General features: G+C 36.4%; 11 protein-coding genes. 1 reads left to right on the forward strand and 10 read right to left on the reverse strand.

Annotated elements, in window-relative coordinates; translation table 11 throughout:
* The first annotated feature begins 340 nt into the window (after nucleotides 1-340).
* Complete coding sequence (gshAB, locus tag HZY91_RS09270; protein WP_197115987.1) at nucleotides 341-2,629, forward strand: bifunctional glutamate--cysteine ligase GshA/glutathione synthetase GshB; 2,289 nt, start codon at nucleotides 341-343, stop codon at nucleotides 2,627-2,629.
* 122 nt (nucleotides 2,630-2,751) lie between these two features.
* On the opposite strand, the gene HZY91_RS09275 is transcribed toward gshAB, so the two are convergent.
* From HZY91_RS09275 to pstC, 10 genes are all read right to left on the reverse strand, one after another.
* Nucleotides 2,752-3,834 carry a M42 family metallopeptidase gene (locus HZY91_RS09275; RefSeq protein WP_197115988.1) on the reverse strand — a complete coding sequence of 361 codons (1,083 nt, stop codon included), beginning with the start codon at nucleotides 3,832-3,834 and terminating at the stop codon, nucleotides 2,752-2,754.
* A 145-nt stretch (nucleotides 3,835-3,979) separates the two neighbouring features.
* Nucleotides 3,980-5,257: an ABC transporter permease gene (locus HZY91_RS09280; RefSeq protein WP_197115989.1), complete on the reverse strand. Its 1,278-nt coding sequence runs from the start codon at nucleotides 5,255-5,257 to the stop codon at nucleotides 3,980-3,982.
* A complete protein-coding gene (locus tag HZY91_RS09285) occupies nucleotides 5,241-6,008 on the reverse strand; it encodes an ABC transporter ATP-binding protein (RefSeq protein ID WP_197115990.1) in 768 nt (255 codons plus the stop codon). Before HZY91_RS09285 ends, HZY91_RS09280 begins: the two co-directional genes overlap by 17 nt.
* A gap of 17 nt (nucleotides 6,009-6,025) precedes the next feature.
* Nucleotides 6,026-7,249: a bifunctional phosphopantothenoylcysteine decarboxylase/phosphopantothenate--cysteine ligase CoaBC gene (gene coaBC, locus HZY91_RS09290; protein ID WP_197115991.1), complete on the reverse strand. Its 1,224-nt coding sequence runs from the start codon at nucleotides 7,247-7,249 to the stop codon at nucleotides 6,026-6,028.
* Between the two features lie 690 nt (nucleotides 7,250-7,939).
* Nucleotides 7,940-8,479, reverse strand: coding sequence for a TIGR01440 family protein (locus HZY91_RS09295; RefSeq protein ID WP_197115992.1), 540 nt, complete (start codon nucleotides 8,477-8,479; stop codon nucleotides 7,940-7,942).
* A gap of 117 nt (nucleotides 8,480-8,596) precedes the next feature.
* Nucleotides 8,597-9,709, reverse strand: a complete 1,113-nt coding sequence (locus HZY91_RS09300; protein WP_197115993.1) for a substrate-binding domain-containing protein — start codon at nucleotides 9,707-9,709, stop codon at nucleotides 8,597-8,599.
* 153 nt (nucleotides 9,710-9,862) lie between these two features.
* Nucleotides 9,863-10,522: a phosphate signaling complex protein PhoU gene (gene phoU / locus HZY91_RS09305; RefSeq protein ID WP_197115994.1), complete on the reverse strand. Its 660-nt coding sequence runs from the start codon at nucleotides 10,520-10,522 to the stop codon at nucleotides 9,863-9,865.
* A gap of 30 nt (nucleotides 10,523-10,552) precedes the next feature.
* Nucleotides 10,553-11,314 carry a phosphate ABC transporter ATP-binding protein PstB gene (gene pstB / locus HZY91_RS09310; RefSeq protein WP_197115995.1) on the reverse strand — a complete coding sequence of 254 codons (762 nt, stop codon included), beginning with the start codon at nucleotides 11,312-11,314 and terminating at the stop codon, nucleotides 10,553-10,555.
* Nucleotide 11,315: 1 nt separating this feature from the next.
* Nucleotides 11,316-12,131, reverse strand: a complete 816-nt coding sequence (gene pstA, locus HZY91_RS09315; RefSeq protein ID WP_197115996.1) for a phosphate ABC transporter permease PstA — start codon at nucleotides 12,129-12,131, stop codon at nucleotides 11,316-11,318.
* A gap of 4 nt (nucleotides 12,132-12,135) precedes the next feature.
* Nucleotides 12,136-13,059 (reverse strand): phosphate ABC transporter permease subunit PstC, encoded by a 924-nt coding sequence (pstC, locus tag HZY91_RS09320; RefSeq protein ID WP_197115997.1) that lies wholly within the window; start codon nucleotides 13,057-13,059, stop codon nucleotides 12,136-12,138.
* Between the last annotated feature and the right edge of the window lie 73 nt (nucleotides 13,060-13,132).

The raw sequence follows: 13,132 nt of genomic DNA on the forward strand, positions 1-13,132 counted from the left end.
CTTACACATTTTGGTGTTTGTCTTTGTTCAGTTTTCAATGAGCTTCGTTGCCTGAAACGCTTTCCGCTGTCTCAGCGACAACTTCTATATACTACCATGTACCTGCTTAAGTTGTCAAGAACTTTTTTGAATGTTTTTTCATGTTCTTGTTTTTCGTCCATCATGGTACTTGGCGTTCGCTCGTGGCGACAAGAAATAATATATCATGGTTCAATTATAAAAGTCAACAGCTATTTGAGAAAATTATTTTTATTTACCAGATTTATTTTTGGGCACTTCCGATGTTCGTTTGCTATAATAAGTCTAACTTCATTTTGAGGTCATTAAAGGAGATATATATATGAAAGAAAATCCATATCAATTTCAAGTTTCAGATATTATTCCGCTATGGGACTCTACAATTGGTCTTGAACGCGAAGCCTTACGAATAGATAAACAGGCTAACATTTCTATAAAAGATCACCCAAGCGAATGGGGAAGCAGAAGTCACCATCCGTATATTCAAACTGACTTTGCAGAAGGTCAAATTGAATTAATCACCCCTCCTTCTAAACAAATCAATGATATTATTTCTTGGTTTGACGCTTTACATCAAATCGTTGAAACGACCATTAGTTCTGACTCCTACCAAGAACTACTTTGGCCATTTAGCATGCCTCCTAAGCTTGGTAATCTCGACCAAGTCAGAAGCGCTCAGCTAGATGATCCAAAAGAATATCAATATCGCAAATATTTAATCGAAGTATACGGTAAGCCGGTACAGCTAGTTTCAGGAATCCACTACAACTTTCAAATCAATCCGCAACTAATGGAAAAATACTTACCTAAAGATGAAAACTTAGCAATTAAAGCAAATAATGAAATTTATATGTCCTTCGCTCGAAAATATTTATATTACCGTTGGGCGTTAACTTATTTGCTAGGAGCCAGTCCTTGCTCACCCTCTGAATACTTTACTAAATTATATGGAAAACCAACTCCTCTTCCAATGCGTTCTATCCGTCAGAGTCGCTACGGCTATCAAAACGACCCCTCCATTGAAGTGTCGTATGCATCGCTAGAAAATTTTGTAAATGATGTCGAAAACCATGTACAAAGCGGTAAATTAAGTGTCGAAAAAGAGCTTTATCGTGATGTTCGTATGCGGGGAGGCAAGCCTAATCGGGAGATGATCAGCAAAGGCATCTCATACATTGAATTCCGAAATTTCGATTTGAATCCTTATTCTAAACACGGTATAACAAAAGAGGATATTACTTTTATTAAAATTTGGCTAATTGGTTTATTAATCCATGATCAAGATGATATTGATGAGGACACTATTAACTTAGCTGACATCCGCAACCGTAAAACAGCAGAAGCCAATCCTTCTGAGCCTCTGCCTCATCCTGACTTGTTAGAAAACTTTTGGGGTACGCTAGAACAAGTTGCAAATCATCTTACTGACAAAGTGGATCTCGATATCAACCTCAAAGAAATAATGCAAAATAAAAAATCACAATTGTTTAATCCAACTTTAACACCTAGCGCCCTCATTATGGCTCAATGTGACTGCCATAATGATTTCGTTGAATTAGGTTTAAATCTTGCTCACAAGCATCAAAAAAACATTTTGATCCGGCCTTATAATTTACACGGCTTTGAAAAACTTGAATTATCCACTCAAGATTTATTAAAGCACGCTATTACTAAGGGCGTTAAAGTTGATCTGATTGACTCAAGCGAAAATATTCTTCGTTTAACTCATAATACGCAAGAATATTATATCAAAAATGCTAATATGACAGCTCTGGACAACCAAATATCATATTTTTTGATGGAGAATAAAGTAGCCACCAAAAAAATATTATCGGAAAAAGGGCTCGCTGTTCCACAAGGTTTCGATTTTACATCTTTGAAACAAGCACAACAATCTTATCCTTTATTCAAAGGACGTCCCTTTGTGGTAAAACCTAAAAATACCAATTATGGCCTGGGAATCAATATCTTTCCTAATTCTTGCCCCGAAAAAGAATATCACGAAGCGATAGAAGAGGCTTTTAAACATGACTCTACAATTATAGTAGAAGATTTTATTCAAGGAACCGAGTTACGCTTTTACATTCAAGAAGGTAAGACCCTTGCTATATGCGAAAGACAACCCGCTCAAGTTATCGGCGATGGGAAACATTCGATTGCCGAACTAATTCAAATTGAAAATAAAAATCCTCTTAGAGGACAGAAACATTATGCCCCTTTAAGCTTTTTAAACTTAGGGAACATTGAAATCTCATTTCTAAAAAGCCAAGGCCTTACCTCCGAATCTATACCTCAGCAAGGAGAAAAAGTTTTACTCAGAAAGAATAGCAATGTCTCAAGTGGGGGGATTGCCATTGATCGGACTGACGTCGTGCACTCAGATTATCTGAAAATAGCTGAGCTTGCAGCCACTAGTCTAAATACTGTTTTTTGTGGTATCGACATGATTATCAAAGATTATAAAAAAACTATACTAAGTCAAAATGATTATGCCATCTTGGAAGCTAACTTCAATCCAATGATGTCTCTACATATATTTCCTGCCATTGGAAAAAGTCGTCCTTTAAGTCAAGAGTTACTTAAAAGGCTCTTTCCAACAATGGATGAATAATACAACTAACTAAAAAAGCCATCAATCCGTACATTAATTTAACGAACGGTCTGATGGCTTTTCTTGATTAAATGCTTTTAATACAGAAGTAAATTTAAAAACATTTATCAAAAATGCTACCTCTAAACATTTTCATGAATTTGTTTAATTGTATCTGAATTCAATTCTTTAACGACAGCTGTTACCAAACGGACCATATTAATATAGTCATCTTCATGAATAACTGAAGTATGGCTATGTAAATAACGAACTGGTACTGTAATTGCAATTGAAGGGATACCATTCAGACTTAAATGCTGAGAGCCTGCATCTGTTCCCCCACCTGGAATAAATTCAAATTGATATGGAATATTTTCTCTTTCCGCAATATCTGTGACAAATTCTCGTAAACCTCTATGGGCTATCATTGAAGCATCATACACAATAATTTGTGGGCCTTTACCTAATTTACTCATTGATTCACTAGAAGTCATCCCAGGAGTATCTCCAGCAGTTCCTGTATCTAACGCAATCGAAATTTCTGGGTCTATCATATGAGTGGCTGTTTTTGCTCCACGTAAGCCAACCTCTTCTTGAACATTCGCACCCGAAAACAGAACCGTTTCGTGGCCTTCTTCCACTAAACTCTTAAGTACCTCGATCGCAACAGCGACACCGATTCGATTATCCCAAGCTTTTCCTAGTAAGAAAGGTGTTTCATTTAAACGTCTAGTTTCAATATACGGTGTAATCATATCTCCTGGCTTTATCCCCCAGCCAAGAATTTCCTCTTTTGAAGAAGCTCCTAAATCAATAAAGATATCTTTAATTTCCATAGGCTTTTTACGCGCTTCAGGAGTAAGTACATGGGGTGGCTTTGAGCCTGTCACACCATGATAAGTTTTCCCCTCACGAGTTGTAACAGTCACTTGTTGCGCAAGAACAACCTGACTCCACCACCCGCCAATTGGGACAAATTTAATAAAACCTTCATCTGTGATCTCTTTAACCATAAAGCCTACTTCATCTAGATGCGCTGCAATCATGACCCGAGGACCATTTGGATTACCAGTATGTTGAGCAAATATACCACCCAAGCCATCCTGTAGATATTCTTCAGCCTGATCTTTGGTCTCTTCTTTGAATAATTGACGAACTTGGCGCTCATTACCACCAATTCCATTTACCTCTGTCAATTTAATTAATAACTCTTCATTTACTGACATTATTCCGCCTACTTTCTTTAATGATATATAATAATCTTATCAATTTAGCAAAAAGTAAGCAAAAAAGAATCATCTCACCATAAAGTAAGCTAGACTTAATCTAAACTCAAACTTTATCAGGATATTCTCCTTTTTTGGAAGCGTTTTAAAGGAGGCGACTCTTTTCACTTTTATGTTTTTTAAACCATATTGGAAGATACAAAAAGATCATTCCTGAAGCTACAAGTATCCACACTCCCACAAGTAAGAAAAATTGTAAACCAAAGCCTTGCTTAATGACCAAAACTAACATGTAAAAAAATGTTTGTAACAACAAAACTTGTCCCAGCGCTACTTGTAAGGCTGATACTTGAAGCTTTTCATTACGAACAGGATAAATTCTCTGAATCGGATGCATTTCATAATGTTTAGCAATTGGTAATAACTGTACTAAACTCAACCAGTAGCCTAGACCCCCTAAGCTTCCTACTAACCAAAGTGGTTTTTCCAATAATAAGATCCAAATACTGATAAAAATCGTCACTCGAATCCAAATACCACTATATGCATCATTTCTCATTATCGTGCGCAAATAGATGTATTGATAGTGATTATAGGGTTTTCTTGACATAAAATAGATCATAGAGTCCAAAAAAGCCCGACGAGAGATAGTTGGTTTAATTCGAGGAACATCTGCAAACATCGAAACAATTTTATAAAAGTTTGCTTGCTGTTTCTGAGCTTGATCTAGAGCATAAGAAAAGAAGATGCTTCCATTCCTCACTGTTAAATAACGATACAGAACTAGTCCTATTATGAACACACCTCCTAGAACCATGACTCTCAACGGAAAAGGAGTGGGTAAATAAAGACTCAAGCTTAAACAGGTGATATAAAAAATAGTAAAAAACCATTTAGACCACTTTTTTAAAAATGCTTTATCCACTTGTAAAACATTTAAATACTGCGCAAACAAGCTATTAATCTTATACAAAAGACTTATCCACATTAATAACCATAAATCCTCTAAAGTCCAAGCAGATATGCGGTGTATTAAAGGCATTAATAAAATAATAAATAAGGCCAAAATAGTGAGCGGCAAGATAGCCCCTACTATTAATCCCTTCTTCCAATAACCTAACCATTCCTTTCCTCTAGGTAAAAGATATGATTTATCTGGTTCAAAGTTTAACCATTTCACATCCCCTAAATGAAATGCAAAAGCTAAACCCAATAAAATAAACGTACTTAAAATTAATTTCTGATGACTCAACAAACCAGAATCAAGTTGGATCAATATTTCTCGATAAAATAAAGCCAAAAAACCTAATAAAACAAAAAGAATTATTGAAAAATGATCATTAAAAATGAGCCTGCCATATTTTCCGATTTCTTTAAGGTGTTGATCCAGCCTTTGTCGAAATAAATCATTTAATTCTTTCATTCACACCATCCCGACCCACTAGGTTTAATCCTTCAGTCATTTGTATATAGATATCATCCAAGTTTGCTGTTGGATCATTAAACTGTGTTCTTAAATCTTCTAAATTTCCTTGCCCTACAATCTGTCCTTTATCTAACAAAAGATATTGATCACAAAGCTTTTCTGCAATGGACAATACATGGGTAGTAAAAAGGATCGCTGAGCCCTTTTCAGCTCTTTCTCTTAACAAATCTGTAAATTGACGAATTGCCAACGGATCTAACCCCAAAAATGGCTCATCAATAATAAACAACTTTGCATCTGTTATCAAGGCACAGACAATCATCACTTTTTGCTTCATTCCTTTAGAGAAATGAGTAGGGAACCACGATAAATGATCATCCAAACGAAAGATTTTCAATAAAGGCTTCGCCCGTTCCATCGCTATTTCAATTGGAATTTGATAACCTAAAGCCGTCATTTCAATGTGCTCGGCTAGAGTCAACTCATCATACAATATAGGTGTTTCTGGTACATAAGCCAATTTACTAGCATAAGCTTGCATGTCTTCACTCAGTTTCTCACTACAAACAGTAATATCTCCATTATATGGTAAAAGTAATCCCAAAATGGTTTTTAACAGCGTAGATTTTCCTGCTCCATTTAACCCGATCAAGCCGACAATCTCACCTTCCTTAATCTGAAAGCTAATATCTTTAATCACAGGCAGTCGACGATAGCCACTACTAATATTTTCAACGATTAACGTCATGTAAGCATCCTCTTTCTTTACTCTGAATCAATCTCTTGATTGGTCACAACAGACCAAATCCTCCCCGCTAAAACTAACTTATCCATCACAGGTAATCTTTCAATCCTACCATCTCGCCCAATAATTGTCACTTTATTTTGATCCGAATTAAAGCCAATTCCAGCTTCAGAGACATCATTTGCTACCATCCAATCAGCATTTTTACGCTCTAGCTTATCATGCGCATATTTCATGACATCTTGGGTCTCTGCAGCAAAACCAATCAAAACTTGCTTGTCTTTTTTCTGTCCCAGACTTGCAAGAATATCGGGATTTTCTACTAACTCCCAAACAACTTTTTGGGAATTTTGATTTTTTTTCTTTAGCTTCTGATCAGCCGGATTTGCAACCCGGTAGTCACTAACTGCAGCCGACATCACTACATAATCAGCATCCTCATAGAATAACAAAACTTTCTCATACATTTCACTTGCTGATTCTATCAAATGAGCGTTTACCTTCGGAATAGTAGGGAAATTTGCTTTACTGGTAATCAACTCGACCTCAGCTCCCAACCATGCAGCAAATCTTGCCATTGCAAACCCCATTTTCCCAGAAGAGTCATTGGAAATATATCTTACAGGATCTACCCTTTCAATCGTGCCTCCCGCAGTTATAATTACCTTCTGATCCTGTAATACTTGTGGATACACAATGGAAGCTGCCATTGACTCTATTTGAATCACAATTGCTTCTATCTCTGGTAATCGGCCCTTCCCTTCATAACCTTCCGCTAGGAAGCCAGTGTCTGGTTCCATCATATGATTCCCATCTTGAATAAGTACTTCAATATTACGCTGAACCGCAGGATGATCATACATATGACTATTCATTGCTGGAACAATCAATTTAGGACATGTTACGGCTAATAAAGTTGTCGATACAATCTCATCTGCTATACCATTTGCTAACTTTCCAATTATATTAGCTGTTGCTGGAGCCAAAACGACCAAATCACACCAATCGGCATAATGAATATGTTGCACGTGCTCAGCCTCATTCTCATCAAAAGTATCAACAATAACATTTGAACGGCTTAAAACTTGCATCGTCAAAGGAGAGATAAACTGAGTGGCTGATTCTGTCATCATGACTCGAACCTGTGCCCCTTTTTTGATTAATTGTCTCACTAATTCTGTTATTTTATAGGCGGCAATGCCCCCAGTCATCATAACGCCGATTCTTAAACCTGTTAAAACCATTTTCCCCCTCCTAACTATCAATAATTCTATTGTATCCATCTCAACCTATGAGAGCAAATATAATTCGTGCCTCTTACATATTTAAAATCAATAGCTAAATACATTCAATTATAAAGTAGAGAATTGTTTTAAAGAAGTTCAATCTATATTACTCAAACTTCGATTGCAAAAATTTTCCACGAAAATTAATGTATCCCTTCCTACTCTAAAAGAACTTAAAAGTTATTTAGCGAATACAAATTTCCCTTATCAAAAAAGTCAGAATTACGCTTATCAACCATATCTATTTAAGAATAAGGCTTTTATAATTTAAATTAAAAACTAAAGACCCCTCAATCTTTCTGATTTGTTAGCCTAAACCGGAAGACGAGGTCGAGCTATATTTGAACGAGCTTTGCCATACTGAATCAAAAATTAGGAATCTTTATGTTATCGACTAAAATCCAAAATTTATCTGATTTCCAAAATCATCCATCGAACCTCTATCCGTCCTAAAATAATCCAAATAAAAAACTCCCCTGATTGTTCCATCACAAGGGAGATCTATTTGTCATTAATAATAGTTAAAATTAATAATTAAAATCGTTGTTCTCAAGGATTATTTATCCATGGTTATTTTCTCTTACCATAGACGATTCAATATACAAATTGTCTAAAACATTCGTCACCTAAAGACAATTGAATCCCTCTTTAAAGATATTGCGCTCGAGATCCTCCAACTAATTTAGGGCGTGAAGTTAATCCATTCACTCTAGCATGTCCCAACTTATTTTTTTCAAAACGTACTGGAATCTGAACCGCTTTAACATGCATTGCAATGTGTGTATCACCTATGTCTAAGCCTGAACTTGCGGATACTGACTCCACCATAACCGGATCACGAAATTGATTATAAGCTGCAACAGCCGATCCTCCTCCTGCGTGGATTGCTGGTATCACCGAAACAATTCCATATCCCTTTTCCTTAGCAACCTGTTTCTCTATCACAAGAGAACGATTAATATGTTCGCACCCTTGAACCGCTAAATGAACTTTTAACTCTGAGAGACGCTCCAAAACCACCTTAATTAATATCTCCCCATATTCAGGATGGGAATCTTTTCCAATTCGCCCTCCCGCTATTTCTGAAGTGGACGATCCAAGGACAAACACATCCCCTTCTTCAACTTTACCTTGGTAAAGTTGAACAACTTCGTCCATTAATGCATGAACCTCTTGTTCTAAGTTCATATCTAGCCCTCCTTTTGTAATCCCTTTCAAACTGTAGTTCTATTATAACACAAGACTTTTTAATAGAGACAAAAAAACACACCCCATTAAGAGGTGTGCAGTAAGATTCGATCATAATTAGTTAGCTAAAGCATCTTCCCATGTAGTAATTTCACCTAAGTAAATACCTTTGATTGCTTCTAGTGTTAATTCTTCTGCTGGATTTTCAGCATTAACAATTACCGCAATACCATCAGTTGCAATTGCATCGTGCTCTAAAGCAGATGTTTCTTCTTCTTTTAATTCACGAGAAGCCATACCTAAGTCAGCTGTTCCGTTCATAGCTGCTTCCATACCTGCTGATGAACCATTTGAAGTAATGTTAATTTCAACATTTGGTTGTACTTCCTTATATGCTTCCGCTAATTTTTCCATAAGTGGACTTACAGAAGTTGAACCAACAACTTCAACTGTACCTTCTAATTCAGATGAAGCTTCATATGCTGGTAAAGATTCTACGATTGAGCCTGATTCTTCGCCTTCAGCAGCTTCTTCAGATGTTTCTTCGCCTTCAGCAGCTTCTTCTGATGACTCTTCGCCTTCAGCAGCTTCTTCTGATGTTTCTTCGCCTTCAGCAGCTTCTTCTGATGTTTCTTCGCCTTCAGCAGCTTCTTCTGATGTTTCTTCGCCTTCAGCAGCTTCTTCTGATGTTTCTTCGCCCTCAACAGCTTCTTCTGATGACTCTTCACCTTCAGCAGAAGCAGCTTCTACAGCAATATATCCTTCTTCTTCGACTACTGTTTGACCTTCTTTAGAGTGGATGAAAGTTAAGAAATCAGCAGCAACTTCTGATAATTCTTCTTCTGCAGACCATGCCACGTTGAATGGACGTGCAATTGGGTATTCACCAGCATTGATTGCTTCTGGAGTTGCTTCTGCACCATCAACTTTAATAGCTTTAACAGTGTCATCTAATGATCCTAATGAAATGTATCCAATTGCTTGAGTATCACCAGCAACTGTTTGCATAACACCTGAAGTTTGATTTTGAATTGCAGCACTTGAAGTAGTTAAATCGTTCTCTTCTTCGTCAACAACACCAACGATTTCAACGAATGCTCCACGAGTACCTGATCCATCTTCACGAGAAATTACATTAATAGTTCCTTCTTGTGCAAAAGCTGGAGTTACTACTGATAAACCTAAACCTGCAACAGCTAATAATGGTAAAGCTTTTAATGATTTTTTCATTAATTACATCTCCTTTAATTTGTCAGTTTGCCGATACTTCTATTTTAAATACCCAATGTTGAACTCACTCAACACCAGTACGATTTCAATTATAGCCCATGATTGTAAATTTTAAGTAAAATTTATGTAAAGATTGTGTAAACGCTAAGATAATTATTGATTTAACTCCACAATTTCAGCTTCATTTAAATAGATAATCCGTTCACAAATATTTGTAACATAATCACCAATTCTTTCGATAGAATTACCCACACCAAGATAGTTAATTCCCGACCCAATAATTTCTGTATCTGTTTCCATCCGAGCAGAAGATTGATGGTATAATTCTTTCAAGCCTGCATCAATGATTTCATCTTTTTCAGAAATTTGAATAGCTTTCTCTTGATCCCGCATTGCGAAAGCATCCATCACTTCTCCTAGCATTTCTACCGCAACATCGGCCATATTATTGATAATTTTTGCTAATGCTTCTACTTTATCTGTATTTTCATCAGCACGTGAAATATTTTTAGCAATTAAAACTGCATGGTCGCCAATTCGTTCTAAATCAACACTAATATTCAGCACCGAGAAAATCAAACGTAAATCTTCAGCAACAGGTTGTTGTAAAGCAATAAGACGATATGCCTCTTTCTCAATATCATTTGCTAATTGATTAATTTGCTTATCTTCTTGTTCTAGCACTTGTGCAACATTCCCATCTACTTCGTTGAAAGCTTTAATAGATTTATGAACTTGTTCATTGACAGCCGCCGCTTGCTCAGCAAGCTTATTCGCAAAAGATTCTAAATCTTTTATATAGAGTTCTCTCATTTTTATCTCCCTTTCCTATTGCTCGTTACATTAGCCAAAGCGACCAGATATATAATCTTGTGTTTGTTCATTCGCTGGATTTGAAAAAATTGTTTCCGTTTCATCAAATTCTACTACATAACCTTGATAGAAAAAGGCTGTTTTATCTGAAATGCGTGCTGCTTGTTGCATATTATGCGTGACAATGATAACAGTATATTTTTCTTTTAATTCGTGTACTAAGTCCTCAATTTTATTGGTAGAAATAGGGTCTAAAGCTGACGTTGGTTCATCCATTAAAATAACTTCAGGTTGATTGGCAATAGCACGTGCAATACAAATTCTCTGTTGTTGCCCACCGGATACTGCGGTTGCATCTTGGTTCAGTTTATCTTTAACTTCATCCCAGATGGCAGCTCCACGTAATGATTCCTCAACAATTTGATCTAATGTTGATTTATCCTTGATCCCATGCGTTCGGGGGCCGTAAGCAATGTTATCATAAATCGATTTAGGAAACGGATTTGGTTGTTGAAAAACCATTCCTACACGTTTACGAAGATCATTTACATCCATTTTTCGATCATAAATATCAATCCCATCTAGCTCCACTCGTCCATCCACTCGAGTTCCTGGCGTTAAATCTTGCATGCGGTTCAAGATTTTTAGAAAAGTTGATTTCCCACATCCTGACGGTCCAATAAATGCTGTTACTAAATGTTCTTCAATATCCATATCGATATCCTTTAATGCTTGGAAATCCCCATAATAAAAATCTAAATCTTTAATTAAAAACTTTGTATTATTTGCCATTTTATTTCCCTCCTGAGCCTAACTTATTCCCTAACCATGTCGATAGAGCATTGATAATCAAAACTAATAATACTAACACAGCAGCTGTTGCATAAGCTTCCTGTACATGAAAACCTTCAGATGAGAGAACGTACATATGAGTAGCAAGCGTACGCCCTGAGCTCAGTAGATTTTGAACCATTCCTGAGGAAGTTCCCATAGTGTAGAGCAATGCTGCTGATTCACCGACAATTCGTCCTGTAGCAAGTATAATTCCTGATAAAATCCCTGGCATAGCCACAGGTAGTACTACAGTAAAGATCGTCCTTAACTTTCCTGCTCCTAATGCTAAAGATCCCATTCTAAGGGAATTATTAACAGATAGTAAAGCCTCTTCAGTCGAAGAAATAATAATCGGTAAGATCATAATCGTTAACGTCATAATCCCAGCAATATGAGAATATGTTCCAAATATTTGGTTTACAAAGAATAGCATTCCAAATAGCCCATATACGATAGACGGAACAGCAGCTAATGTATCCGTTGCTAGACGAATCCAATGAACAAATTTATTCCCTCGATCCGCATACTCGACTAAATAAAAAGCACTAAAAACACCTATAGGAGCAGCGATAAGCAAAGAAACAAAAATCATTATTAACGTAGAAATAATTGCTGGTAACATCGAAACGTTATCGGTTGTGTATTCCCAAGAGAATAGACCTAAATTCATTGCAGGAATTCCATTCCAGAGGATAAAACCAATAATAAAAAGTAACATTCCTATTGTAAATAGTGCGGCAATCCACACAATATATTTCATAATTTTAGCTGCCATCGAACTACTCTCCCTTCGCCTTAACCCACATAAAGATACTATTGATAATTAGGATAAATATGAATAGAACAGATGCAGTCATAATCAAAGCATGTTGATGATCACCGCTTGCATATCCCATTTCCAATACAATATTAGTGGTTAGAGTACGAGTCCCCTCAAAAATACCTCCTGCCATCCGTGGTTGGTTCCCAGCAACTAGAACAACTGCCATGGTCTCACCAATTGCTCGACCAATCCCGAGAATAATAGCAGATAAAATACCTGATTTTGCAGCAGGAACAATCACATTCATCACAGAACGCTCATGAGTAGCGCCAAGCCCCATTGAAGCATTATAATAATGCTTTGGAACTGCACGAATGGCTGCTTCCGATAAACCAATAATCGTAGGTAAAATCATAATCCCTAATAATACCGAAGCTGTCACTATATGCATCCCATTATTAGCAGGGATAATCTTAAAATTTCCAATTGACCATTTCATTTGTCTAAAGAATGGTACAAACATATGTAGCGCGAAAAAACCATAGACTATTGAAGGAATAGCTGCCATTAAATTAATAGCAGGTTTAAATATTTTATATAAAAATGGTGGACAAAAATACGCCATAAAGATAGCTGTTAAAACGCCAATCGGGACCCCCACAATGATCGCTCCAATTGTGACATAAATACTTCCCATAATAAAAGGTAAAATTCCATAAAGAGCTTCTTTCCATGAAGGTTGCCATTGTTGGCCGAAGAGCGTTTTAAAAAAACCATGTTCTACTAAGAACGGTAGCCCCCCATCAAACTTCCAACCACTACTTGTTTTTGTTCCGCCAATAAAAATAAAATAAAAAATGAGTATTATTGATAATATTGATAAGAATGCACAAAACATAAAAACATATTTCATGAATCTTTCAAGTCCCTTACCCTGCATGAACATTACTCCTCTTAAAAGTATTTAAGAGTGTTTTCAACGAAAGACACTCCACAGCCTACATTGTACTAGC

This window comes from Facklamia lactis, from assembly GCF_015863205.1.
GTDB classification, from domain to species: Bacteria; Bacillota; Bacilli; order Lactobacillales; family Aerococcaceae; genus Facklamia; species Facklamia lactis.